This is a genomic window from Aquisalinus flavus (assembly GCF_014640095.1).
GTDB lineage: Bacteria > Pseudomonadota > Alphaproteobacteria > Caulobacterales > Parvularculaceae > Aquisalinus > Aquisalinus flavus.
Genome location: NZ_BMGH01000001.1, coordinates 1032888 through 1057221, shown reverse-complemented (window position 1 = coordinate 1057221; position 24334 = coordinate 1032888). Strand labels below are relative to the sequence as shown.

The window sequence follows — 24334 nt, the reverse complement described above, 5'->3', positions numbered from 1 at the left end:
ACTCGTCCTTGCACGCACAAAAAGAGCCCGGCACGAAGGCCGGGCTGAGTTTGCAAGTTCGCGGGCGAGCGGGGTTGTCAGGCGGCGCCCTCGAACTGGTTCATCGTGTTATGGGCTCCGCCAGCCTTTAGAGCGCGCTCGCCACCCACCATCTCCTTGAAGGTGTCGCCGAGGTCGGAACCCACTTCGTGCTGGTGCCTGACGGCGGAAACCCCGTTACGGATTTCGCTTCGCTGGATCGTGGTGACATAGGCCGCCATCCTGTCCTCGCCGAAATAGCCGCGCGACAGCTCGTCCATGCCCTTGGCCGTCAGGTGGAAGGTCGGCAGGGTGATGAGGTTGTGGAACACCCCTGCCCTTGCCGCGATATCGCCCTGGAACCGTTGCAGGCGCTGGTCAGCCTCCCGACCCAGCGGACTTTCGTCGAACTTCGCCGACATCAGTTCGGCCCCGTCCGGATAATCCAATGCCTCGATACGGCCTTCAGCGACCCATTGCGCCTTGACTTGTTTGCGCAAATTCAGCGTCCAGTTGAAGGATGGCGAGTTGTTGTAGGTCAGCTTGGCATCGGGCACGACCGTGCGGATCTCGCCAACCATGCGGGCGATCTCGTCGACATCGGGCGTCGCCGTCTCGATCCACAACAGGTCCGCGCCACCAATGGTAAGGCTGGCGATGCAGTCCTCGACGACACGGGCGGCCCCGGTGCCCTCACGGAACTTGAACAGGCCATTCGGCAGGCGGACCGGCCGGACGACCTTGCCGTCCTTCTGGATCGCCATCTCGCCATCTTTCAGCGGATTGGCGTCGGTAACCTCCTCGGTTTCCAGCCATTTGATATAGTCGCAGGCAAGGTCACCCGGCTCAAGCGACACGGGGATCTTCTGCGTCAGCCCGGCACCGAGACTGTCCGTACGCGCCACGATGACACCGTCATCGACACCCAGCTCCTCGAAGGCAAGGCGGCAGGCACGCAGCTTCTCGATGAAGTCCTCGCGCGGCACGGTGACCTTGCCATCCTGGTGGCCGCATTGCTTGGCGTCGGAGACCTGGTTCTCGATCTGCAGGCAGCAGGCGCCGGCCTTGATCATCTCCTTGGCCAGCAGATAGGTCGCGTGCTCATTGCCGAACCCGGCATCGATATCGGCGATGATCGGCACGACATGGGACTCGAAACTGTCGATCCGGCTGACGATTTCCGAAATGATGCCCTGACCCTTGCCGTCCTTGCGGGCCGCTTTCAGCTCGGCGAACAGGTCGTTGAGCGCGACCTCGTCGGCCTGGCGCAGGGAGACATAGATCTCCTCGATCAGGTCGACGACGGCGGTCTTCTCATGCATCGACTGGTCGGGCTGGTGGCCGAAGCGGTTGCGCAGTCCGGCAACCATCCAGCCGGACAGATAGACATAGGTGCCCTTTGCCGTACCCTTCATGCGCTTGACTGACTTGATCATCTGCTGCGCATGGAAGCCGGACCAGCAGCCGAGCGACTGGGTGAATTTCGATGTGTCGGCGTCATAGGCCGCCATGTCCCGGCGCATGACGCCGGCCATGTCACGGGCGATGTCGAGATGGGTCGAATAGGTGTTCTGCAGTTTGAGCTGGGCGATGTCCTCGATGTCGATCCCCGCCGGGGTCACGCCCGAAGGATAGCGCTTCATCAACTCGTTGCGGATCTGGCTGTATGTCGGTCGTTTGGTCATGTCATATACTCCGTATCAATATAAAGTCAGTTGAGGGTGCGCAGCGCGTCATAGGCTGGCAGCGTCAGGAAATCGGCCAGCTCGTCGCTGACGGCGGTTTGCAGGAAAAGGTCGGCGGCGAGCTGATAGAGCCCGGCGCGGAAGGCGGTTTCACCCTTCTCCTCGCGGATCTTGGCCAGCTCCTCGTCGAAGATCTGCTGGAACCAGTCCCGCGTCAGCGGATGGCGGCCATTCCCGGTCACCTGCACCAGCGAGCGATATTTCAGCCATTGCCAGATCTGGCTGCGTGAAATCTCGGCGGTTGCCGCATCCTCCATCAAATTGTGGATCGGCACGGCACCGCGCCCGTTCAGCCAGGCGGCGATATACTCGATGCCGACGGAGATATTGGTCCGTACACCTTCCTCGGTGATCCGCCCGTCATGCGGGCGCAAGAGCGCGTCGCGACTGATCGGCGGATAGGTGCGCTGGGTGCAGACCTGGTTGCAGGCCGGCATATGCTCGTCGAAGACTTCCATGGCGACAGGAACGAGCGCCGGATGGGCGACCCAGGTGCCGTCATGGCCGTTCTTCACCTCGCGCAACTTGTCGGCGCGCACCTTTTCGAAGGCAGCGGCATTGGCCTTGTCGTCATTCTTGACCGGGATCTGCGCCGCCATTCCGCCCATGGCATGGGCGCGGCGGCGGTGACAGGTCTTGATCAGCAACAGGCTGTAGGCGTTCAGAAACGCATCGGCCATGCCGACCTGGGCGCGGTCCGGCAGCACATAGGCCGGATGGTTTCTCAGCGTCTTGATATAGCTGAAAATGTAATCCCAGCGCCCGCAATTCAGGCCGGCGACATGCTCGCGCAGTTCGTACAGGATCTCGTCCATCTCGAACGCTGCGGGCAGCGTCTCGATCAGCACGGTCGCCTTGATCGTGCCCTGCGCCATGCCCAACTCTTTCTGGGCAAAGACGAAGACATCGTTCCACAGCCGCGCTTCCAGATGGCTCTCGATCTTCGGCAGGTAGTAGAATGGTCCCCGCTGCTGTTCGGCGAGCTTCATGCCGTTATGGAAGATGTGCAGGCCGAAATCAAACAGGCTCGCCGAGATGGCTTGCCCGTCGACGTCGAAATGCGCCTCCCCCAGATGCCAGCCGCGCGGGCGGACGATCATGGTCGCTGTCGTCTCGTTCAGGGCATAGGCCTTCCCGGATGTCTCATCGGTGAAGGCCAACTCGCCATTGGCGTAGTCCTGCATGTTGACCTGGCCATCGATCATGTTGGCCCAGGTCGGCGAGGAGGCATCCTCGAAATCCGCCATGAACATCTTCGCGCCGGAATTGAGCGCATTGATCATCATCTTGCGGTCAACCGGCCCGGTGATCTCGACCCGGCGGTCTTTCAGAACCTTCGGCACCGGCGCGACGTCCCAGCAGGCATCGCGGATGTCTTTCGTCTCTGGCAGGAAGTCCGGCAGTTCACCGGCGTCAAACCGGGCCTGCCGTTCGGCCCGCGCCGCCAGCAAATCCCGCCGCCTCTGCCCGAAACGCCGCTCCAGCGCCTGCAGGAAAGCGACAGCCTCAGCCGTCAGAACGCGATCTTCGCCATTGGTCATGGTTTCAGCTCCCTCATCTGTCCGGAGCCATTGTAAAGTCGATGTCATCCTCATGTCAGTGACCTTTCGTCATTACACTCACTGACAACATCATATTTACAAATGGGTGATAGATACAGTATCTATCTGTATTCATTGGGTTTTCATGTCAAGAATGTCATGATGAACCCGCTCACTTTGTAACGTTTGTAAAGTAGGCCCCATGTCGACCCGCAAGGAAAAGCTGCTCATCGGACCGCGCATCCGCCGCCTGCGCACGACGCTGGGCCTGACCCAGGCGCAGATGGCCGAGGATCTCGACGTCTCGCCAAGCTATATCAACCTGATCGAGCGCAACCAGCGCCCGATCAGCGCCAAGCTGCTGCTGACGCTCGCGCAAGTGTATGATTTCGATATCGCCGAGGTCTCCAGTGCCGGCGAGGCACAGACGATTTCGGAACTCGTTGATATACTGCGCGACCCGGTGCTGGAAGCAGGCTCGATCAGCAAGAATGAGATCGAGGATGCGGTCAATGCCAGCCCCGAGATCGCGAAGGCGCTTGTTCGCATGCACTCAAAGTATCGCGAGCTGGCCCTGCGAACCTATTCGGAGGCGAACCCCCTCTCCGACCGGGCAAAGGTCGAGGTGCTCGAAGAATCCGTGCGCAGCGTCGAGGCGGTGCGGGAATTCGTCAGTGAGCACCGCAATTATTTCCAGATCATCGACGAGGCCGCCGAAGCCCTGGCGAAGGAACTGAACATCACCACCGACCGGCCGAACGTCACCATGACCGAACGCCTGCAGCAGCGCCATGGCCTCAGCGTGCGGATCGTGCCGGCGGAATACATGTCGGACCATCTGCGCTTCTTCGACCGGCACAAGCGCGGCATCGACCTGTCGGAGGTGCTGCCCCAGTCCGGTCGGCGATTCCAGATCGCGTTTCAGCTCGGCATGCTGGAATGCCGGGAGGAGATCGACGCTCTCGTGCGCAAGGCCAAACTGCCCGATGGCGATGCCATCGGCCTCGCCCGGGTCACCCTCGCCAATTACTTTGCGGGCGCCCTCCTCATGCCCTATGAGCGCTTCCTCAAGGAATGCGAGAAGACAAAATATGATGTCCAGCTGCTCGCCCATCGTTTCGGCACCAGCTATGAGCAAACCGCGCACCGCCTGACGACGTTGCAAAAGCCTGACGCCCGCGGCATCCCCTTCTTCTTCGTGCGCATCGACACGGCCGGGAATGTCTCCAAGCGTCTCTCGTCGGGCCGGTTCCATTTCTCTAAATTCGGCGGCGCCTGCCCCTTATGGAATATCCATGAGTGCTTCGAGACGCCCGACAAGGTGCGCACCCAGATCATCCAGATGCCGGACGAGACGACCTACTTCTCCATCGCCCGCACGGTCTCGCGGCCCGAGGGCCCATACGGGCAGACAGCAACCAAGGTCGCCATTGGCCTCGGCTGCGAGATCGCCTATGCCCGCCGTCTCGTTTATGCGAAAGAGCATAATCTGGAAGCGTATGAGCCAGCCCGCATCGGCGTGAACTGCTATCTCTGCGACCGGCCCAACTGTGCGTCCCGCGCCCACGCCCCGCTCAACAAGAAACTCACCTTCGACGAGCGCGCCCGCGGTATCTCGGTCTATCAGTTCGAGGAGAGCTGACCGCTCTCAGGCACCGTCTAGGCGCATGTACCTGGAGTTAAACCTCGCCCCCTGAACGGGGGAGAGACCACTCTGGGGGTGGTGGATATGATTGAGCGTTGATATTTGCCGGAGATCTTCAGATGCACGTCACCATCGCCGCGGGATTTCTCTCCCTGTCGCTGCTCGCGTCTGCGACGGCCCGCGCACAATCAGACGATCCGGCCACCATCACAGAAGACGACATAGCACGTCTCGCCGAGTGGATGAAAAGCGAAACCCTGGCGGCCCAGGGCAACCCCGCGGAGACAGAGGTTCCATCGCTTCGCGGTGCCACACTGGAACTGAAGGGCAACTTTGAGTTTAACGGCAATTCGGGCGAGTACGACTATGGCAGCGGGCGTGTTGAATATTCCGGGCGCCCGAATCGCGGCGATGCTTGGTCGGGTGTCGAGGTCTCCACTGGCGGGGCCAGCTTCATGCTTTATGCGATCAGCATCTACTGCAATGAGAGTGAGACGCACGACCTTGAAATGCTGACAGTCGAGAACCGGCGTAGTGACTCCTACGAACATCTCATTTCGAGGGAAATCCCGGCGACAATACGCGGCACGATCAAGTCCGGAGAGGGCATGCTGGGTGTCGGCAGCGTAGTGCTCGAGGATGGCTGTTCGATAGAGTTCGACGTGCCGGCCTGGACCGACGAACTCATGCAGGAATCGCAGCGGCTTTCCGTTCCGCTGCATGTCGCCCGCGCCGCTGCGAAAGTGGAGGAATATTCCGGGTGGAAGGTCAAGACGACGGCCCAGCCTTTTGCCGATGCCTTCATGGAAGACGGCATTTACGACCGTGAAGAGGTCGCCTTTCTCGACGTACTCCTGAACGAGCCAGGCGTCTACCTGCTGGACGGCGGGGACGGAGCGCCTGTTCCCTTCAGGAATTACTGGATTCCGCGCACGTTTACCGAGGATGCCATGGCTATGACTGACTCGCTCGGACGGCTTGCGACGGGATTGAAGAATGGCGATTTCCCGAGCCAGGTCATGCAAGAGGTTCGCGCGGCCATGCAGAGCGAGCCGCTGGGCGTGGAGATAATCCATGACAGCTATACGGCCGATAGCATTTCCAGAGACATTACCTACAGCATCGTGGTCGGAGAATTCTACGATGCGATGGTGCAAAGCGACACTACAAATGCATACGCGCCGTTCCGGGAGGAAGTATCGGAATGGTACTCGGTGATCAAAGATCTGCCTGAGGACCGGCAGATAGAGATCAGAAGGACCCTGGCCTACTTCTCAGAGCGCGCCGCATCCTCCATTCTCTACAGGGAAGGCCGGGAGATTCCCGCCTTTCTCTACAACTGGATCAGTCCCGACAAAAAGAACTTGAACGAATGAGCGGGTAAAGCAGGTATTTTTCTGCGGGCGCCAGCCCGGCATTCAGCTATGCCAGTTCGGGGAGTGCCAGTTCTGGGAGTGTCAGGCTTTGGCCTTCTGGGAGAACCACAGGCTCGCCCCGCCCGGCTTCTGGCGGCCATGCATGAAAGCGGCAAGCCGCTCCGGGTGGCGCAGCTGCAAATAATTGCTGCCATAAAGAATCTTCGTTCGGCTGTTTCCGGTGAGATAGGCCGCCAGCAAATATTGCTCGGTCCAGTAGATCTGACGGTCGCGCATCATCTGGAGCGAATATGGTTGCGGCAGGTAGATGTCATGCACATGCACATGAATGTCGTGGCGGATCTGCGGCAGCAGTTTCAGGTAGATGCGCAGACAGTCTGAATTGTGCTTCACCGTATGGGTTGAATCGATGAACAGCACATCACCATCGCGCAGCGTATCATTGAGGTAGTCGGGTTCGATCTCCTGCGCCGGTTTCTGTACCAGGTTGATGTCCGGATTCCGGACAATGAAATCGCGTGGATAGGGCTCGACGCACGTGACCTTCCCCGCATTTCCATTCCTGGAGACGGCCTGAAGCGCGACAAGGGTTGAAAAGCCCGAGCCGATCTCGACGATATTCTTGGGCTCCAGGTACCGCAGGATACTGTAATAGGACATGGCGTCGGAAAAGGAATACATTGGCGCATTCCAGAAATACGACTCGCCCGCATCCGGATCACCATCCTTGGGCGGATCGAATTCCGCCGAGAACGGCATGATGCTGTCGAGGAAGTCCAGAACTGCAGCCTCGTCGAACAACTCGTCATAGCTATCGGTCGTACCGCTGGCGAAGGACTCCTCGATTTCCCGGATGGTCGGGATGGTGCTATAGAAATTCGCCGGGGTGATGGTCACCCCCTGATCCTGCAGGAATCGCCGCAATTGGGACGGCGCATAGAGCAGGCGTTTGAGTACCCGCGACAGCGCCATCATCTCCTCTTCGGCATAAACGCGTCTGTCTTCCGGAACATGGGTGCCGGGCTTTATATCGCCAATAAGCGACAGGGTCTCGCTACAATCTATCTTGAACTCTTTCACGAGGTCGCTCTCCCGGATATTTGCAGGCTGACGCGGTTACTCCCACTCGATGATGAAAGAGCGGAAACTATAGTTTAAAATCAATATATTGCAAAAAACCTGCAGAAAAATACCGTCGCCGTTTCTGGCGAAATCTTTTCGCAGGCAAGTTCAATAAACCTCGGACAGAAGCGCGTCTTGTCCGAGATTGCGGAACACCCCTTTTCTTGCCCGGTCACGCAGCAAGAAACACTACACTATTTTAAAATCGAAGGCGTCGGGCATAAATATATCCGGATGGCTCAGCGCTGAAACCGCGATATGCAGCCAGCATGACCCGCCTGCGGGAGTTTCGGGGAGAGGTTCGCGGACAGGCAAACTGGGCGAAGTGCCTGCGAGACCGGCTTGAAGCCGACGTCAGGCAAGGCAGGTGCTGTGCGAGACGACCCGACTATAAGGGAAACTCGCTAATCGCCCTGCCCTTCAGCGAGGATACAACAGAGTAATCCTGCGCCAGCTCACTGCTGCCATGTCACAAAAAAATACTGGGCATGATCGGTAGACCGAGCTCTGTTCCAGGGGGTGTTAACCGGCCGTCAGAGACACCATTTTTTCAAGCGCTTGTCTCCTTGGCCGATTTTGTTCCACGCTCGTCAGTCCAGTCTGTGTGATCACACGATCTGTTTAAAACGCCCGACCAAAATGCAGGAAGGCCGCTCGATCGCCAAATTCGCTGGCGCCGAGGCCGAGATAGAGAGGACCGAACGGTGAATCGCCTCCGAGATAAAGCGATCCTGCGAACCCCTTGTCCTCCTGACGCTGCGTTACCGTTGCAAGGTCGAAGGCCCGCTCTTCGAAGAGATCGAAACTGATTTCTGCGTATTCCAGGGTCCCGCCCAAATAGACCGGGAAATTCAGGATTTCCTCCGACCCTGTCAGACGTCGAAAGATATCGGCCGTGACCAGCGCATACTGATCCGTCGGAATGGAATTCTCGGCAAAGGCAGAAACCCGCCTGAAACCGCCAAGGTTCAGAATCTGGATTGGAACATCGCCATCGTCTTCGATGCCCTCTGCCTGAAGTCTCAGATTTAGACCGACAGAGCCGATTTCATGAGCGGTCGCGATGTATATATTGTATTTTTGCGATTCTTCTTCGGTATCGAAATCGTGCATAAGCTCTGCGGACGTCAGTACACTGAAGCCTGAAGTCGGCCAGGTCGTGCGGTTCAACGTATCGACGCCGAAATAAGCCGCACCGCCGCCAATCTCATAAGATCGTCCCGGCAGAAGATCCGGAACGGAGGTCACCACGGTATCGATATCGCCGGCAGCGGCCACACCCTCGATCATGACAACGCCCCAATCGCCCAGTTCACGGCCAATGCGCAAGCGCGCATCAACACGCTGCTCATAAAACTCTCCGAGGCGCTGGTCACCAAGGTCAAACAGGACTTCCTCACCCCGATAGCGTAGGAGCGGACTTACAAAAAAGCGGCCATCGGGGCCGAAGGGCTGATCATATTGCAGGGCGACGCCGAGATCTGTACCAAGTTCAAACGAAACGCTCCCCTCACCGCCATAGCTGCCAATCGGACGGCGGGACAGTCGCGCGAGCAAAGCGTAGCGCGCATCACCATCAAAAGTCGTCGACGCGCGAAAGCCGGCCTGGAGCAGGTTTTTGCCAATTTCCCGCGGCACAATCTTCAGATATTGTCCGTCCTTCGAGCGCGAAAGATCGACATCCCCGAAAGCACCGAATGAGGACAAACTGCGCAAGCGGCTATCAATTGTTTCACGATCGTTCGGATCAGCATTGTCCAGGTCCAGGCGGTTCAGAACAAGCTCGTCATTTATGTCGGAGAGGTTTTCAACTGTCAGAGGCCCCTGGTTTTCTCGCATCTCAAAGGGGTCAATCGCACGATTTCGTGCGGGCGCTGCCCGGCGGGCAATATCTTCCAGCTGTGCGCGGTGTTTTTCTGCCTCGGCACGTCCGGATGCGACACCTTCGTCGATGAGTGTAAAGCCGGACGACGAAAGGCCCGTCAGGTCAGGCGTGATCAGAAGATCATTTTCCCCTAGGCGGGCCACATCCTGCTGGCGGTTGCGGTACACCGTGATCTGGATGAGTTGGCTCGCAGTGGTCGTGACAGAGGGGCTGCCTTCGACGCGGGCGGGTTCGATTGTCGTATCCACCGCGATAATAATGTCTGCCCCCATGTCCTTTGCAAACTGGACGGGAAGCTGTGCGGCCATGCCACCATCGATGTAGAGCTCATCATTGATCTGGCGCGGGGCAAAGACACCCGGAACAGCCATGCTGGCCAGAATGGTTTGGACGAGATCGCCTTGTGGGAAAGCGACCGCCTCGCCGGTGGAGAGGTTCATCGCGACCGAGCGATAAGGCACGCGGAAGTCGCGTGTAAAATCGGAGGCATTGGGAATGTGGTAAAAGATGTCGCGGAACGTAGCCTGAAGACCGCCCATACTGGAAAGGCCGCCGGGAAGTTTCACGCCGTCGGAGCCTACGCCGGCGAAGTAATCTGCAAAATAGTCATCATAGCCCTCTTTCTGCCGAAAGGCCTGATCATTGCGTGAAATTTGCCCCCGGAATATTTCGCCCCATGGCCGTTCACGGTAAATATCGGCGATCTCCTCAGCGCTGTAGCCCGCCACATACATGGCCCCCGTAACGCTGCCCATGCTCGTGCCGAGGACGCAGTGGACCGGCACACCGACCTCTTCCATTACCTGCATGACGCCAACCTGAGTCGATGTCAGTGCCCCACCACCGCTGAGCACCAGCGCCACATCGGGGCCATCGATGTCGTCGAAATCGCAAGCCAAGGCTGCCGATGATGCGGCGAGACATACGAAAACCACCAAGGCGGTCCTGACAATTGACCCCATGCGACACCCCTCTTGCATTCAATACACGCGATCACGATAGGCATCGGTTTTTGAACTGAGGCAAGTTCCTAAACGGTCATTTGATATTCATATCCGGCCACACCGCTCTTGCCGGGCAGGAATTGCGGCTATTCTCAAGAACCCTCATTGATCGATGCCCGCAACCTGACAAAAAAAGATTCCTGTACGCCTTAGTTGAAACCATTCACAAGCAAGAATACGATCAGGAATCGGCGGCATGCCTTTACCACATCCTGGATTCCACTCGAGCTGATGGCGCGCTTTGCCGCTTTAGACCGTTTTGATAGAGACTTGAAAAAATGACTATCAATGAAGAAACGCCGGTAATACCGATGAATTACCTAGGGTTTATTTATCGAGAATTGAGCGAAAAGGGCTACGATAACAGAGCTCTTTTCGAGGGGACAAACCTCCGTCCGGAATTGCTCTCTGACCCAGCATTTCGGACCGACTTTCTTACGGTTCGGCGTTTTGTCGAGAATTCGCTGCAAACGACTAAAGATATCCATCTGGGCCCAAAGCTCGCCGCGCGTTTTGAACCTTATTTCATAGGTCCGCCCGCTTACGCCGCCATGAATGCAGCGACCTTCGGGGACGGTTTGAGTGTTCTTGCCCGGTTCATTAATGTGACGTTTCCCATGATTGATTTCAGGTTTCAAAGAAACCTTGATGGCCCTGATAAAGATCAGGCAGACCTCGAGATTATTCCAAGGATCGCTTTGGGCAACGTGTCGTATTTTGTCATTGCAAGCGCCCTTGTGGTGCTCAACCGGATCCTGCTTGAAATGCTGCGTCAGCCAATCATCGCGCAACGTGTAGAGACTTTGATCGACGAGCCGGAAGATTGGTCAGATATCGCTCCGCAGGTCAGCCGCGTGCCGGTGATATTCAGAGCACCTGCCAATAAAATAATCGTCCCGGCGGACCTTCTCGACAAAACGCTGCCCGGTTCGGACCCGATAAACCACGCACGGCTGGTCGGGTTTTGCGAGCAGTTGTCACAGTTCCTGGAAGACTGGACCAATCCGATTGCGCGGGTAAAAGCCTTCCTGGAAACACAGGAGAATTTGCATGCGCGCTTAGCGAGTGTCGCGAGAGAGACAGGTTATTCCGAGCGCGGCCTCCGGCGGCAACTTGAGCAAGCCGGTACGTCTTTCAGAATGATCAAAGACGATATTCGCAGGGCACGCGCGGAAGACATGCTGCTTTCAACCAATCGCCCAATTCAGTCCATTGCATTTGAACTCGGCTTTGACTCAGCGTCAAATTTTTCACGGTGCTTCAAGCGCTGGACAGGACTTTCGCCAAAACGCTTTCGCGACGCCGGGCGTACCGGATAACCGTCATGGGCGAAATTGAATAGTTTTTGGCCTAAGGTGAGCTACCCTGTTTGAAGACGGAGCCGTAGAGCTATCGAGGAGTTTCAACTTCTTCTGCTCGGGGGCCCTGCTATGTATCGATTACTTCCCAACGCCGTAATTGCTGCGGCAGTGTCGGCTATATGTCTACCAGCGGCGCACGCTCAGGACACCGCAGAGGACATCGTTCCTGAGTTTGAGGTGTCCTCTATCGAAGCTTCAGTAGAGACGTCCCCGCCAAACGTCGTTTTCGTCCTCTTTGATGATGTCGGCTTCACGGATTTTGGCGCCTATGGCGGCGACTCTCGCACCCCTAATATCGATAGGCTTGCTGAGAGAGGTATTCAGCTCGCACGCTTTTACGCATCGCCATTCTGCGGGCCAACGCGAGCCATGTTGATGACCGGCATGGACAATCACCAGGTCGGCATGGGCACGCTCGTGGAAAGCACGACCGACGAAATGCGCAAATTCCCCGCCTATTCCATGGCTTGGGAAGATGATCAGGAAACGATCGCAACGCTGCTCTCCGATGCGGGCTACCAGACCTATGTCACGGGCAAATGGGGTATTGGCGAGGTGGGCGGCAATCTGCCCAACCGCTTTGGCTTTGACCGCTCCTTCGTCATGGATGCAACCGGCGGCGGAAATTATGACGCAAAGCCCTACCTGCCGGGCTCACATTCGGTCGAGTGGTTCGAGGACGGCAGGCCCGTCACTTTGCCGGAGGACTGGTATTCTTCCCGTTCGCTAGTCGACAAGATGATCGAGTATATCGATCAGGGTGACAGCGAGGAGCCGTTCTACGCTTTCCTCGCGCTGCAGGCTCTGCACATGCCGATTCAAGTGTCGGCGGAATATACCGACCGCTACAATGGCGTGTTCGATGCGGGCTGGGACGTCATGCGTCAGCAACGCCTTGAACGCGTCAAATCTCTCGGCCTCGTACCCGACACAACGACACTTGCGCCACAGCCGGAAAGCCACCGGGCCTGGGACGATCTCACGCCGAAAGAGCGGAAGGTTTCCGCACGCGAAATGCAGGTGAATGCCGGCATGATGGAGAACGCCGATTATCACATCGGGCGGCTCATCAACTATCTGGAAACCCAAGGCCTGCTGGAAAACACCATCATCATGATCGCTTCGGACAACGGTCCGGAATCGGCAATGACATCTTTTGAAGGGCCATTGAACATTGCCCTTGATGCAGTGAAAATCATTGAGCGCTTCGACACGTCCTACGAGAATCTTGGCGAACCTAGGAGCCTTACTGCAATTGGCCCGGAATGGGCGTCGGTATCGGCGACGCCGTTCGATCTCTACAAGTTCTATGCGAGCGAAGGCGGCCTGCGTGTTCCGCTGGTCGTCGCAGGCCCCGGCATCGCAGACTCCGGTGTCGAGCAGGCGCCGGTCCACGTTGCAGACATTACGCCGACCCTGCTGGACGCCGCCAATGTCGATTATGACCCGGCAGCATTCTATGGTCGCAGCGTCCTGCCGATGCTCGCCGGTGAGACCGATATGACACGTGATGGCGACGACACCTTCGCCTTCGAGGTCAGCGGCAATGCCGCGCTGTATCGCGGACAATGGAAGATCACCAGGAATGCACCCCCGATGGGTGACAGCCAGTGGCGGCTTTACGATCTTTCGGTTGATCCGGGCGAAACGACGGATCTGGCCGGCCAGAATCCGGAACTCTTCGAGAGCATGCTCGCCGAATACCAAGCTTATTCCGAAACGGTCGGCGCGATCGAACTTGGCCCGGATGATAATGCGCTGAAGGTGGTCAACCAGAAACTCGTGAACAACATGCTTCACAAGTACTGGCCGCACGCGACGGGCTTCGTTCTGGCTGTGCTGCTAGCGCTGTTCCTGCTCTTCAAACTGGTGCGGGGACTGTCTCGCCGCGCAGGCGCGTAAGGTCAGGAGGGCGCAAGCCGCCCTCTTCGCTCGAGATAAAAGGGAGCGTCTCCATGGCATGGATTGCTTTCACCCTTGTCGGCCTGATCATTCTGGCCATGGCAGTATACTTCTTCCTGCCTTCGGTCCTGCGGGTGATGGGGTTGCACCGGCACTACACGATCCCGGAGTTCGACCTGACAGGACGCCGGGCGCTGGTGATCTGCACCAGCCACAGCCGGCTCGATCCGAAGAACCGGGACACCGGCGCATTCGGGTCCGAGTTCACCGTCCCCTACTACGCCTTCATCAATGCCGGCATGGATGTCGATATGGCCTCCATCAAGGGCGGCGAGATTCCGATCCAGCCGGGTTCCTGGTCCTGGCCGCTCGCCTGCGACGATGACAAGCGCTTCATGGCGGACGCAAATGCGATGGAGAAGCTCAGGAACTCCAGACCCGTGACCGAGGTGAATCCGGATGACTATGACGTTATCTTCATGGCTGGCGGATGGGGCGCGGCGTATGACCTCGCGCAAAGTGAGGAATTGGCCGACCTGGTCACGCGAGCCAACGGGTCCGGAAAAATTCTCGGATCCGTGTGCCACGGCGCGCTGGGGCTCGTCAGCGCCAAGGGCCTGGATGGCAAGCTTCTTGTAAAGGGCCGCCGCGTGACCGGTGTGACGGACAATCAGATCCATACGTTCGGCATTGCGGTGACGCCCAGACATCCGGAAGAGGAATTGCGCAAGGCCGGGGCCATCTACGAGTGCCAGCATGCCTGGCTCGATCCCTTCGCTACGCACACCACGATCGATGGCAACCTGATAACCGGCCAGAACCAGAACAGCGGGTACGAAACGGCTCATCGCATTCTGGAAAAGATGGCGACCCAAGGGAACCGTTAGTGCTGCCCAAACACAGCTTGCCACCTCTCAAATGGCGAACGCTTGAAAAGGAAGCCCAGGGGCTGATTTACGGCGCCATACTGGTCCTGAGCCTTCTTATGGCAATTGAAGCCTATTCAGGTCGACCGTTCAGGCCCGCCCTGATACTCTTTGGATCGGTGCTGGCCATGGCGCTGGCGCGGGCCCTCGCAGCTCTGATTTCAAACGGCCTGGAAACCGGTGAGCGGTTGTTCCGCGTGTCGGCTTTACGCGCAGCCTGGACCGGTAGCCATCCCGTTCTGTTTGCTTCGCTATTGCCATCGGGTCTTATGTTAGCGTCCAGTTTTGGCTGGCTTTCGTTGGAAAATGCAATTCTGACCTCGCAGCTCTACTGCATCCTGGTCTTGGTGATTTTCGGGGCGCGTGTTGGTTGGGTTATCGGTCATGGACCTTTATTGCCGATTGCCGGAGCATTCTTTGCAGGAGGGGTCGGCGTGTTACTGGCTGTGATGAAATATATACTTCATTAAGTCTTATGGGCTGTTTCAGACCTGATTGTAGGATTGGACCGGAATAATGGTTTCTCCAATGCGCCTTATTATTGGCACCGTTCTTTTAGCCATGGCAATCGTCATCATTGTTTTCCTATCCTGGCCCAAACCCAGAAATAACCCCGTCTCAACTTGCCTCCTGAGTACAGACCGCATGGGCACGTTTGCAGATGTGCCGGGCGGGGGATTTATCATGGGCGCTGATCCGGTTTATGCAGAAGAAGGCCCGCCGACAAAAGTTTTTGTCTCACCTTTTCGGTTGCAGGTCCATGAGGTGACCAATCGTCAATTCTCGACCTTTGTGGCTGAGACGGGATATATCACTGAGGCTGAACGAAATGGCGGTTCAGCCCTCTTTGTGAAGAGCAGAACCCCCGAAAACTTCATGTCCTGGTGGCGGTTGGACCCTTTGGCGACCTGGAAAACCCCTGGCGGTGAAGGGTCTGATCTGACCGGGCGGGATAACCATCCCGTCGTCCATCTCAGCCTTAATGATGCGCGGGCCTATGCCTCTTGGGCGGGCGGTCGCCTGCCCACTGAGGTGGAGTGGGAATATGCGGCAAGCCTGGGACTTTTCGATCCTGATGATCCGCGCTCGGGCATGCGTCGACCGGACGGCACAGCACGCGCGAATATATGGACAGGGTTCTTTCCCATTCAGGACACTGGCTCGGACGGTTTTGAAGGACTCGCACCGGTGGGATGCTTCGAGCCGGGTCTGACAGGTCTTTATGACATGATCGGAAATGTCTGGGAGTGGACTGAGAGCCCGTTTGGACCGGACGTCCCTCGAATTACGATTAAGGGGGGATCATACCTTTGCAGCGACACATATTGTCGGCGATACCGCGTCGCGGCCCGTGACAGCATGGAACCAGATTTCAGTTCATCACATGTGGGCTTCCGCATTCTTAAAGATCCGGCTCTGGCAGATTGAAGGCTCAAGGTCCGGGCTGCATCGACAAATGGCCAATGCGGAATGGCCTTTGGCCTTTCTTGAACTGTTTGGCGCCCCCCGATCCTGATAATTCAAAAGGGGTCGGGCCATGTGCCGGTGCCTATGAAGGTGACTTGAAGTTAAGTTCAAAAAATCAGGTTCAGAGGGATTGTAAAAATGTCGACAAAGTTTTTGTCTCTATTAGCGGTGCTTGCTCTTCCAGGAACGGCCGTTGCGCAAAGCTCGGAACCAGAAAACAAATGGGAGTATATTGCGACTGCCTATGGCTGGTTCCCGGGTGTGTCGACCACCGTGGAAACGCCGATCGGCGACGTCGAAGCTGATGTGGACTTCGATGAGATCCTTGAGACGCTGGATATCGCGGTTTTGGGCGCTTTTGAGGCCCGCAAGGGTCGAGTGGCTCTGATAGGAGATCTGCAGTTTTTTGACGTTTCTGCGGATACAGAGCGTGCTCCGGGTGCCTTCACCGGGGCTGAAATTGACTCGCAGCTGATGATTTTCAGCGCTTACGCGACCTATGCGCTGGTCGATAGCGACGATCTGCGTTTCGATGTCGGTGGCGGCCTTCGTTACAATGGGTCCTCAGTTGAAGCGCAACTCATACAAGAAGGTGGCGCCGACGGCCCGTTCTTCGAGGATGATGGCGGCTGGACGGACCTTCTGCTTGCAGCACGGGTCTACCGTCAGTTCAGCGATAAATGGTATGGCACGGGATATGCCGACGTCGGCGGTTTTGGCATCGAGGACTCCTCGGAACTGACCTGGCAGCTGTCGGCTGGCCTCGGCTATCAGTTCAATGACAAATGGTCGACTGTCGGCGGCTACCGTCACTATTCGGTCGAACATGGCGATGACCTTGTGACCGCCACGATCGAGGTCTCGGGACCCTTCCTCGGCGTGCAGGCCCGGTTCTAGAGATCGGGTCGGAGAACAATATGAAACAGGTAAACCCGGTAATGGTTTCGCTGCTGCGGGTTGTCATCGGATTACCTGCACTTGCCTTCATATTTCTGGGTCTCTCCTGGTGGATGGTGCCGGAGTTTGCCAGCTTTCAGCTTCGTATGGAGTTGCTGCAGGGGTCGGGCCGGACCACACAGATCGCTGATCTTGCCTCGTTCTTCCTGACTATCGGATCGTGCATGCTCATTGGCCTGCTTACCCGGCGCCCCGTCTGGTTTTTTCCGGCCATATTGCTCCTTGGCTTTGCCGTTCTCGGACGGTGCATTGCGTGGGGATTCCACGGTGCCGATCTCACGCTTGACATGATCATTGTCGAGTTGGTCGTCATCGCCCTGCTTCTCGTTGCGTCCCGGTCCCTCAATCGGGCCTGAAATACATACCTGAAATACATACAAGACGTACCCTGATTTTTTGAAAGGATTGTCTAATGAAGCTTGCTCACTTTGCCCTCCTCGGTCTCCTCGCTGGCTGCGCCACATCGCACCAGGACGACCGCGCCTCCTTGCTCGCCGAGCCGGTGAATTGCGAAACCGCTGAGGCCGATATCGCAGCCCTCGAAGCCGCCATGCCCTCCAGCGGGGAGCGCGCCAAGTCGGTGATCCAGACCGTCACGCCGGTCGGCGCAGTCGTCAGCGTGGTAAGCGGCTCCTATCAGGACCGCGCCGCCGTCCTGACCGGGCGCACCAAGGGGGAACTGACCGCCCGCATTGAGGAAATCGAGGCTGTCTGTGGGCTGTCCGAGTCGGAAGCCGGTGCTACAGATGAATAGGAGCCGAAAGTGAAGCCTCGCACTGGCAGATGCTCAGCCGGAGCCGGAAGTCGATCGAGAGACGACACGATTTAAAGGATTGGCGCGTGACATATAGATTATTTCGCGGACGCATGATGTTGCCGATCGCATGCAGCGCAGTCGTGCTCTCCGGATGCGAGAGCCTGAACCTCGCTATGGGCGCTGCGAACTATGATCGTGTCTACGACACCTATGCGCAGACCGACACCACAGAGACAAGCATCACGAACCGCCGCCACGCCGATGGCCGCGACGCAGGGCTGATCTCTGCTTTTTTTGGCCTCGATGACGCGCTGCCAGAGGGGATTACCGACCGTGTCGCCTGCGAGGGTGCAGGCGGGGCCGATGGGATGCCGATAATCTTTTCCCATGAGGTGGATATCGCGACGCTAGAACCCGGAGACTTACGGATCACGACGCAATCCGGCGCGGTCAATCCGGTCACCTGCCTGACACTCGACCCGGCCAGCGATCCCGGCGAGCTGCGCACTGCGCTGCTCGCAGGCTTTTACGGCAGCGCCGAGGATGAGCCGGTCAGCGTGGACATTGTCGGCAATGTGCTGTCACTCGACGGCACGGTGAATTTCAAAGGCGCTTCAGTTGCCGTCACGCCGCTGGAAGCCGGCCCTACCCTCGTATGGGCAGAAATTGTCCCGGAAATGCAATGGGACCTGGGTGGCAAGGCGACGGACTTCCCGTGGGGCGGCGGAAGCCGATGTCCGGTTGGTACCGCTCAGGTCGTACGCGTCACTTGGGGCGGCGGCGTTACCAAGCCCGGCGGCGATCCCGCAGATGATACCGAGCGTAAGCTGTACAAAGTCAAAACCGTCACTGCCGACGGCAAACCGGCTGAAATCACGCCTTTCGCGCTCGCGGACCTGAAAGATGGCGATAACAACCATCTGCTTTGTCTTGACACGACCGATGCTGTAACGTCCGTGTTCTTTCCAGCCGGGTATTTGACCGATCCGCGCGAAGATCTGAACCCGGACACGACAATTTCACTTCTGCCTTAACCGAAGTCAGGGAGACCAAGCATGACCAATACAATAGATGTCTTTTGGTCCTTCCGCAGTCCCTATTCCTATCTCGTGACGCCGGGCCTTCTCCGTCTACGCAATGATTTCGAGGTAGACCTACAATTTCGGCCGGTTCTGCCAATCGCCGTGCGCACGAAAGAGTCCTTGTTTACCGCTGACCAGCGGCGCGTAAAATACATCATCATTGACGCGTTTCGTCGGGCGGAACTGCTCGGCATGCCGTTTGGCAGGCCGTCCCCTGACCCGATCGTGCAGGACATGCAGACCTTCGAGGTAGCCGAGGAACAGCCTTATATCTACCGCCTGACCGGCCTTGGCATCGAGGCAGCGCGCCGCGGCAAGGGCGTCGAATTCGCCTATCATATCTCGCACCTGATCTGGAGCGGAGAGCCCGACTGGAACAAGGGCGACAAACTTGCCTTAGCGACAGCCGCGGCAGGCCTTGACCTCGCCGAACTGGACACCGCCATCATCGCCACAAATCCCATGCCAGACATCGAAGCCAACCACGCCGCGCTGGAAGCAGCGGGCGGCTGGGGCGTGCCGACCATGGTGTTCAATGGCGAGCCATTCTTCGGCCAGGACCGGATCGACACGCTGCGCTGGCGGCTTGAGAAGGTTGGCGTGCCACGGCGGTAAGCGGTAGTTCTCGGGCATATGGACGTCACAATTAAGAAAGAACAGACATGTTGAGCTGGCTTAAATACGCCGCGATAACGCTTTCGGTGCTTGTCATCGTTGTATGGCTGGGGCTTCCGCATCTTCTCACCGCGCTGGGCTTGCATCCCCATTACGATCTCCCGGAGATCGACGCATCAGGGAAACGCGCTCTAGTCATAACGACCAGCCACGACACGCTTGGCGACACTGGCAAGGCAACCGGTGTTTTCGCCTCTGAGATGACCGCGCCGTACTATGCCTTCCTCGACTCCGGCATGGCGGTTGATGTCGCCAGCATCCAGGGCGGTGAGATTCCGTTCGAGCCGCAGTCATTGCGCTGGCCAATCGTGTCTGCGCCGGACAAGCGCTTTAGAAGGGACCCCGACTTCAGGGCAAAGGTCCAGAATTCATTGGCGATCTCTGAAGTTGATATCTCTGACTATGACATCGTCTTCCTCGCAGGCGGGTGGGGCGCTGCCTACGATTTTGCACAATCGGTGGAACTCGGAGCGCAGATGTCAGCGGCCTACGACAACGGCGCTGTGATCGGTGGAGTCTGCCACGGCCCGCTCGGACTGCTTCAGGCTCGGACTGAGGTTGGCGACCTTCTGCTGGAAGGGCGCCGCGTAACCGCTGTTACCGACAAGCAGATCAAAGAATTGGGCATCAGCCACACGCCGATGCACCCGGAACGCGATCTTCGCGCCGCTGGCGTCGTGTTTGAAAGTGACACGGCCTTTCGCGACTTCTTTGCCAGCAAGGTGGTGGTCGACGGCCGACTGGTGACGGGGCAGAATCAAAACGATGGCACCGAGACGGCAGTAAAGATGATGCAAGTGCTACTCGGTCAGACGGATGGCTGACCCAGGCAACTTCTTCATATCACTAAAGAGTAATGCAAATACCTCTCAGCCTCACTCCCACTCGATCGTGCCCGGTGGCTTGCTGGTCACGTCATAGACGACGCGAGAGACGCCCTTAACCTCGTTGATGATCCGCGTCGCGACGCGGCCGAGGAAGTCATGCGTGAACGGATAATAATCCGCCGTCATGCCGTCGACGCTGGTCACCGCGCGCAGCGCCAGCACGGCCTCATAGGTGCGCACATCGCCCATCACGCCGACCGTGTTCACCGGCAGCAAGACGCTGAAGGCCTGCCAGATCTCGTCATAAAGCCCCGCCTTGCGGATCTCGTCGAGATAGATCGCATCCGCCTTGCGCAGCGTATCGGCCTTCTCTCGCGTGACGGCGCCCGGAATGCGGATGGCAAGGCCCGGCCCGGGAAAGGGGTGCCGGCCGATGAAGCTTTCCGGCAGGCCGAGTTCGCGGCCAAGCGCCCGCACCTCGTCCTTGAACAGCTCGCGCAGCGGCTCGACCAGCTGCATCTTCATGCGCTCGGGCAGGCCGCCGACATTGTGATGGCTCTTGATCGTCATGCTCGGACCGCCCGAGACCGACACGCTCTCGATAACATCCGGATAGAGCGTGCCCTGGGCGAGGAAATCGGCGCCGCCGAGCTTTCCGGCTTCCTCATCGAACACCTCGATGAACAGCCGGCCAATGGTCTTGCGCTTCTGCTCGGGGTCGCTCACCCCGTCGAGCGCGCCAAGGAACAGGTCGGACGCATCCACATGCACCAGCGGAATATTGTAATGGTCGCGGAACAGACCGACGACCTGCTCGCTCTCGCCCTGCCGCATCAGCCCGTGATCGACATAGACGCAGGTCAGCTGGTCGCCGATCGCCTCATGGATCAGCACCGCCGCGACGGACGAATCTACCCCGCCCGACAGGCCGCAAATGACGCGGCCGGTGCCGACCTGCGCCTGGATTCTCGCGATCGCCTCGGCCTTGTAGGCAGCCATCGTCCAGTCGCCGGTGAAGCCCGCCACACCATGGGTGAAATTACGCAGGATGCGGGCGCCATTGGTGGTGTGATAGACTTCCGGGTGGAACTGCGTGCCATAGAAGCGCCGCTCCGGATCGGCGATCACGGCATAGGGCGCGCCCGGGCTTTTCGCGATCACACCGAAGCCGGACGCCATCTCTGAGACATGGTCGCCATGGCTCATCCAGACCTGCTCGCCCCCGGCTCCGGCGAACAGGCCGTCGAGAAACGGGTCCTCGACGACTTTCTCGATAAAGGCCCGGCCGAATTCGCGCGAGGTCCCGCCCTCCACATGGCCGCCCAGAACATGCATCATCGCCTGCTGGCCATAGCAGATGCCGAGCACCGGCACGCCGGCCGAAAAAATCGCCGGGTCCGGCAGCGGCGCGTCGTCCCAATAGACGCTGGAGGGCCCGCCCGACAGGATGACGGCCTTCGGCGCGAACTTGACAAGGAAAGCCGCATCGACGCGGTTGAAGGGATGGATCTCGCAATAGATCCCGTCCTCGCGCAGGCGGCGGGCGATCAGTTGCGTAACCTGGCTGCCGAAATCGACGATCAGCAGCCGCTCATGATGTTTTGTCACTTCAGGGTCCAGCATGCCTGCGGTGTAACCGCTTCGCTGCCGCCGTGCCAGTATTTTGTGAGGCGCAGGCTGCGCCTTGCTGAGGAACAACCCCGCCGGCAACGACTTTTGCACCCTGATCGATTCCGTCTATAAAAGCGGGCAAGAGGGAATTCAATCCATGAGAATTGTCAGATGCCGGGCCTATGGCTCACCGGACGTATTGAATATCGAGGATGTGCCGATCCCGCTACCGAAGGATGATGAGATCCTGATCAGGGTCGAGGCATCCAACCTGACAGCTGGCGATTGCGAGCTGCGCCGCTTCGATGTCGCCTTCCTTTTCTGGCTGCCCCTGAGGCTGATGTTCGGCCTCTTTCGCCCGCGTCGGCTTGTGCTGGGGCAAGACGTCGCCGGTATCGTCGAGAAGGTCGGAGCCAGCGTGACCCGTCTGAAACCGGGCGATGCCGTCTATGGTCTCACAGGCATGCGCTTCGGGGGCCATGCGGACTATGTCTGCCTGCCGGAGAGCTATTGCGTTGGCCCGCGTCCTGCCAACCTGTCTGCAGCGGAGGCCGCGTCACTCCCCGTCGGCGGCTATAACGCCAGCCACTTCCTGCGGGAAACGGCGCTGGACGAAGGCGAATCCATCCTGGTCCATGGCGCCGCAGGCACCATAGGCACCATCGTCGTTCAGCTCGCAAAGAATATGGGCGCAATAGTCACCGCCGTCGATGCGGGCGACAAGCTGCCGACACTGGAGGCGCTCGGCGCCGATCATGTCATCGATTACCGGTCCGAGGATTTCACAAAGAACGGGCAGCAATACGATGTCATTATCGATCTCGTTCACCGCAGCCCGAAGGCCATCGCATCGCTGAAGGATGGCGGGTATTACCTGCTCGGCAACCCGTCAGCGATCCAGACCCTGCGCGGCAAGCGCCGGTCGAAGAAGGACGGAACGACGGTCATCCCGGCGCTGGCTGCCTATACCCTCGAAAATCTCGACTGGCTGAAGGAACTGGCCGAGGCGGGTAAACTGCAGCCCGTCGTAGACCGCACCTACACGCTGGAAGAGGCCGCCGAGGGGCACCGCTATGTCGAGAGCGGCGCGAAGATCGGCAATGTCATTCTCGTTACCGAGTAAACGTCACGATTTCTGCAGGACCGCGATGAAGAACCCGTCCGTCCCCGTGCGCGCCGGTGTCAGCCGGATGCCATAGTCATTGCGGCATGTTTCAAGCTGTTCGCGGGCACCGTCGGCGAGCAGGCCGGTCGATGCCATTGCCTCGACGGGATCAGCAACGCTGAACCGGTCATGCGCGGACAGGAAGCTTTTCAGGCGATCCTCATTCTCTTCCCTGAAGATCGAGCAGGTCACATAGACAAGCCGTCCGCCCGGCTTGACATAGGTCGAGCCCTCCAGCAGCGCCGCGTCCTGCTCGGCCGTCCGCGCCTCCATTTGCTGCTGCGACAGGCGCCACTTCGTATCGGGCTTGCGCCGCCAGGTGCCGGAGCCGGAACAGGGCGCGTCGACGAAAACGACATCCATACGCGCCGCGAGGTCTTCCAGGCTTCCGCCATCGAGCGGACTGCGGACCTGCACGTTGCGCACACCGGCCCGACGCAGCCGGTCGAAGATCGGCTTCAGGCGTCGGCCATCGGCATCCCAGGCATAGATTTGCCCCTTGTTCGCCATCATCGCGGCCAGCGCCAGCGTCTTGCCGCCAGCCCCGGCGCACAGATCGAGCACCTGCGCCCCTTCCACCTTGCCTGCGGCGAGTGCGGCGAGCTGGGAGCCGGCATCCTGCACCTCGACAAACCCCTTGCCGAAAGCGGGCATCGGGCCGAGCGCCGGCGCCTTGGCATCGGCATCGGGTGCGGACACGCGCAGGGCGTTGGCGACAAGCATGGAAGGCTCTGCCTTGGTCGCCGCGAGCGCTTTCTCCGCCTTGGCGACATCGCTCTTGAGCAGGTTCACACGGATATCGACCGGTGCCCGCGTCGTGAAAGCCTGTCCCTCGGCAATCGGATCGTCGCTGACAGCGGCGATCAGCGGATAGATCCATTCCGGCATGTCCGCCTGGATGTGTGCTGGAGCGTCACCGATATTCCTGGGGTTTGACAGATGTGCGGCCTCCGGTCCGGTCAGGGCACCGGGTCCATGCGCTTCTTCGCCTGCCGCATCGGCGATGCGCTGCTCGGGCCAGCTCCACAGGAAGCGCAACGCCCCGAGGATAACCGCGCGCGGGCTATCGTCTTCCATACGCCATCCCAGCGACTGCTTTGACCGGATCGCATCCAGTACAAGCCCGGATATCCAGGCCCGGTCACCAGAGCCCGCATAGCGGTTCATCCGGCCCCAGTTGGAAATGATATCCTTGATCGGCAGGTGCCTGTTTTCGAACTCCGCCAGGAGTTCGATCGCGGCAGTGATGCGTCCGGCGTCGCGCATGA

Annotated in this window: 20 protein-coding genes; 14 read left to right on the top strand and 6 right to left on the bottom strand. The window is 58.8% G+C overall.

What is annotated here, in order from left to right; translation table 11 throughout:
• Positions 1–77 precede the first annotated feature (77 nt).
• Both IEV88_RS04775 and aceB read right to left on the bottom strand, forming a co-directional pair.
• A complete protein-coding gene (locus tag IEV88_RS04775; RefSeq protein ID WP_188160123.1) occupies positions 78–1703 on the bottom strand; it encodes an isocitrate lyase in 1626 nt (541 codons plus the stop codon).
• Between the two features lie 26 nt (positions 1704–1729).
• Positions 1730–3304 carry a malate synthase A gene (gene aceB, locus IEV88_RS04770; protein WP_206711348.1) on the bottom strand — a complete coding sequence of 525 codons (1575 nt, stop codon included), beginning with the start codon at positions 3302–3304 and terminating at the stop codon, positions 1730–1732.
• 202 nt (positions 3305–3506) lie between these two features.
• Between aceB and IEV88_RS04765 the strand changes: the two genes are divergently transcribed.
• Together IEV88_RS04765 and IEV88_RS04760 are read left to right on the top strand one after the other, a co-directional pair.
• On the top strand, positions 3507–4946 hold the full coding sequence (locus tag IEV88_RS04765; RefSeq protein WP_188160121.1) for a helix-turn-helix domain-containing protein: 1440 nt from the start codon (positions 3507–3509) through the stop codon (positions 4944–4946).
• A 122-nt stretch (positions 4947–5068) separates the two neighbouring features.
• Positions 5069–6325, top strand: coding sequence for a hypothetical protein (locus IEV88_RS04760; RefSeq protein ID WP_188160120.1), 1257 nt, complete (start codon positions 5069–5071; stop codon positions 6323–6325).
• A gap of 81 nt (positions 6326–6406) precedes the next feature.
• Here the strand turns inward: IEV88_RS04760 and IEV88_RS04755 are convergent, their stop codons facing one another.
• Together IEV88_RS04755 and IEV88_RS04750 are read right to left on the bottom strand one after the other, a co-directional pair.
• Positions 6407–7405 carry a class I SAM-dependent methyltransferase gene (locus IEV88_RS04755; RefSeq protein ID WP_188160119.1) on the bottom strand — a complete coding sequence of 333 codons (999 nt, stop codon included), beginning with the start codon at positions 7403–7405 and terminating at the stop codon, positions 6407–6409.
• Positions 7406–8068: 663 nt separating this feature from the next.
• Positions 8069–10294, bottom strand: coding sequence for a patatin-like phospholipase family protein (locus tag IEV88_RS04750; RefSeq protein ID WP_188160118.1), 2226 nt, complete (start codon positions 10292–10294; stop codon positions 8069–8071).
• Between the two features lie 320 nt (positions 10295–10614).
• On the opposite strand from IEV88_RS04750, the gene IEV88_RS04745 reads away from it, so the two are divergent.
• The 11 genes from IEV88_RS04745 to IEV88_RS04695 all read left to right on the top strand — a co-directional run bounded on the left by IEV88_RS04745 (position 10615) and on the right by IEV88_RS04695 (position 20287).
• Positions 10615–11655, top strand: a complete 1041-nt coding sequence (locus tag IEV88_RS04745; RefSeq protein ID WP_188160117.1) for a helix-turn-helix domain-containing protein — start codon at positions 10615–10617, stop codon at positions 11653–11655.
• A gap of 111 nt (positions 11656–11766) precedes the next feature.
• Complete coding sequence (locus IEV88_RS04740) at positions 11767–13599, top strand: arylsulfatase (protein WP_188160116.1); 1833 nt, start codon at positions 11767–11769, stop codon at positions 13597–13599.
• A 53-nt stretch (positions 13600–13652) separates the two neighbouring features.
• Positions 13653–14486 carry a type 1 glutamine amidotransferase domain-containing protein gene (locus IEV88_RS04735; protein ID WP_188160115.1) on the top strand — a complete coding sequence of 278 codons (834 nt, stop codon included), beginning with the start codon at positions 13653–13655 and terminating at the stop codon, positions 14484–14486.
• Entirely contained in the window at positions 14486–14995 is a 510-nt protein-coding gene (locus IEV88_RS04730; RefSeq protein WP_188160114.1) for a hypothetical protein, read from the top strand. The genes IEV88_RS04735 and IEV88_RS04730 overlap by 1 nt, the downstream gene beginning before the upstream one ends.
• A gap of 58 nt (positions 14996–15053) precedes the next feature.
• A complete protein-coding gene (locus tag IEV88_RS04725; protein WP_188160547.1) occupies positions 15054–15953 on the top strand; it encodes a formylglycine-generating enzyme family protein in 900 nt (299 codons plus the stop codon).
• Between the two features lie 177 nt (positions 15954–16130).
• Positions 16131–16889, top strand: a complete 759-nt coding sequence (locus IEV88_RS04720; RefSeq protein ID WP_188160113.1) for a porin family protein — start codon at positions 16131–16133, stop codon at positions 16887–16889.
• A gap of 20 nt (positions 16890–16909) precedes the next feature.
• Positions 16910–17305 (top strand): hypothetical protein, encoded by a 396-nt coding sequence (locus tag IEV88_RS04715; protein ID WP_206711346.1) that lies wholly within the window; start codon positions 16910–16912, stop codon positions 17303–17305.
• Between the two features lie 56 nt (positions 17306–17361).
• On the top strand, positions 17362–17703 hold the full coding sequence (locus tag IEV88_RS04710; protein WP_188160112.1) for a hypothetical protein: 342 nt from the start codon (positions 17362–17364) through the stop codon (positions 17701–17703).
• A 113-nt stretch (positions 17704–17816) separates the two neighbouring features.
• The gene (locus IEV88_RS04705; RefSeq protein WP_188160111.1) at positions 17817–18740 is read left to right on the top strand and encodes a hypothetical protein; all 924 of its coding nucleotides are present in this window, start codon (positions 17817–17819) and stop codon (positions 18738–18740) included.
• Between the two features lie 21 nt (positions 18741–18761).
• On the top strand, positions 18762–19403 hold the full coding sequence (locus IEV88_RS04700; RefSeq protein WP_188160110.1) for a DsbA family protein: 642 nt from the start codon (positions 18762–18764) through the stop codon (positions 19401–19403).
• A 47-nt stretch (positions 19404–19450) separates the two neighbouring features.
• Positions 19451–20287, top strand: a complete 837-nt coding sequence (locus IEV88_RS04695; RefSeq protein WP_188160109.1) for a type 1 glutamine amidotransferase domain-containing protein — start codon at positions 19451–19453, stop codon at positions 20285–20287.
• 51 nt (positions 20288–20338) lie between these two features.
• On the opposite strand, the gene guaA is transcribed toward IEV88_RS04695, so the two are convergent.
• On the bottom strand, positions 20339–21913 hold the full coding sequence (guaA, locus tag IEV88_RS04690) for a glutamine-hydrolyzing GMP synthase (RefSeq protein WP_188160108.1): 1575 nt from the start codon (positions 21911–21913) through the stop codon (positions 20339–20341).
• 145 nt (positions 21914–22058) lie between these two features.
• Here guaA and IEV88_RS04685 point away from each other — a divergent pair, with 145 nt between their 5' ends.
• A complete protein-coding gene (locus tag IEV88_RS04685; RefSeq protein ID WP_188160107.1) occupies positions 22059–23024 on the top strand; it encodes an NAD(P)-dependent alcohol dehydrogenase in 966 nt (321 codons plus the stop codon).
• Positions 23025–23027: 3 nt separating this feature from the next.
• Here the strand turns inward: IEV88_RS04685 and IEV88_RS04680 are convergent, their stop codons facing one another.
• The gene (locus tag IEV88_RS04680) at positions 23028–24332 is read right to left on the bottom strand and encodes an RsmB/NOP family class I SAM-dependent RNA methyltransferase (RefSeq protein WP_188160106.1); all 1305 of its coding nucleotides are present in this window, start codon (positions 24330–24332) and stop codon (positions 23028–23030) included.
• Positions 24333–24334 lie beyond the last annotated feature (2 nt).

Bases quoted from the DNA above. Each gene is read 5' to 3' on its own strand.
- IEV88_RS04760 (WP_188160120.1), top strand. From the start codon at position 5,069: ATGCACGTCACCATCGCCGCGGGATTTCTCTCCCTGTCGCTGCTCGCG.
- IEV88_RS04680 (WP_188160106.1), bottom strand. From the start codon at position 24,332: ATGCGCGACGCCGGACGCATCACTGCCGCGATCGAACTCCTGGCGGAG.
- IEV88_RS04705 (WP_188160111.1), top strand. From the start codon at position 17,817: ATGATGTTGCCGATCGCATGCAGCGCAGTCGTGCTCTCCGGATGCGAG.
- IEV88_RS04720 (WP_188160113.1), top strand. From the start codon at position 16,131: ATGTCGACAAAGTTTTTGTCTCTATTAGCGGTGCTTGCTCTTCCAGGA.
- IEV88_RS04740 (WP_188160116.1), top strand. From the start codon at position 11,767: ATGTATCGATTACTTCCCAACGCCGTAATTGCTGCGGCAGTGTCGGCT.
- IEV88_RS04765 (WP_188160121.1), top strand. From the start codon at position 3,507: ATGTCGACCCGCAAGGAAAAGCTGCTCATCGGACCGCGCATCCGCCGC.
- IEV88_RS04685 (WP_188160107.1), top strand. From the start codon at position 22,059: ATGAGAATTGTCAGATGCCGGGCCTATGGCTCACCGGACGTATTGAAT.
- IEV88_RS04745 (WP_188160117.1), top strand. From the start codon at position 10,615: ATGACTATCAATGAAGAAACGCCGGTAATACCGATGAATTACCTAGGG.
- IEV88_RS04775 (WP_188160123.1), bottom strand. From the start codon at position 1,703: ATGACCAAACGACCGACATACAGCCAGATCCGCAACGAGTTGATGAAG.
- IEV88_RS04750 (WP_188160118.1), bottom strand. From the start codon at position 10,294: ATGGGGTCAATTGTCAGGACCGCCTTGGTGGTTTTCGTATGTCTCGCC.
- IEV88_RS04695 (WP_188160109.1), top strand. From the start codon at position 19,451: ATGTTGAGCTGGCTTAAATACGCCGCGATAACGCTTTCGGTGCTTGTC.
- IEV88_RS04710 (WP_188160112.1), top strand. From the start codon at position 17,362: ATGAAGCTTGCTCACTTTGCCCTCCTCGGTCTCCTCGCTGGCTGCGCC.
- aceB (WP_206711348.1), bottom strand. From the start codon at position 3,304: ATGACCAATGGCGAAGATCGCGTTCTGACGGCTGAGGCTGTCGCTTTC.
- IEV88_RS04700 (WP_188160110.1), top strand. From the start codon at position 18,762: ATGACCAATACAATAGATGTCTTTTGGTCCTTCCGCAGTCCCTATTCC.
- IEV88_RS04735 (WP_188160115.1), top strand. From the start codon at position 13,653: ATGGCATGGATTGCTTTCACCCTTGTCGGCCTGATCATTCTGGCCATG.
- guaA (WP_188160108.1), bottom strand. From the start codon at position 21,913: ATGCTGGACCCTGAAGTGACAAAACATCATGAGCGGCTGCTGATCGTC.
- IEV88_RS04725 (WP_188160547.1), top strand. From the start codon at position 15,054: ATGCGCCTTATTATTGGCACCGTTCTTTTAGCCATGGCAATCGTCATC.
- IEV88_RS04715 (WP_206711346.1), top strand. From the start codon at position 16,910: ATGAAACAGGTAAACCCGGTAATGGTTTCGCTGCTGCGGGTTGTCATC.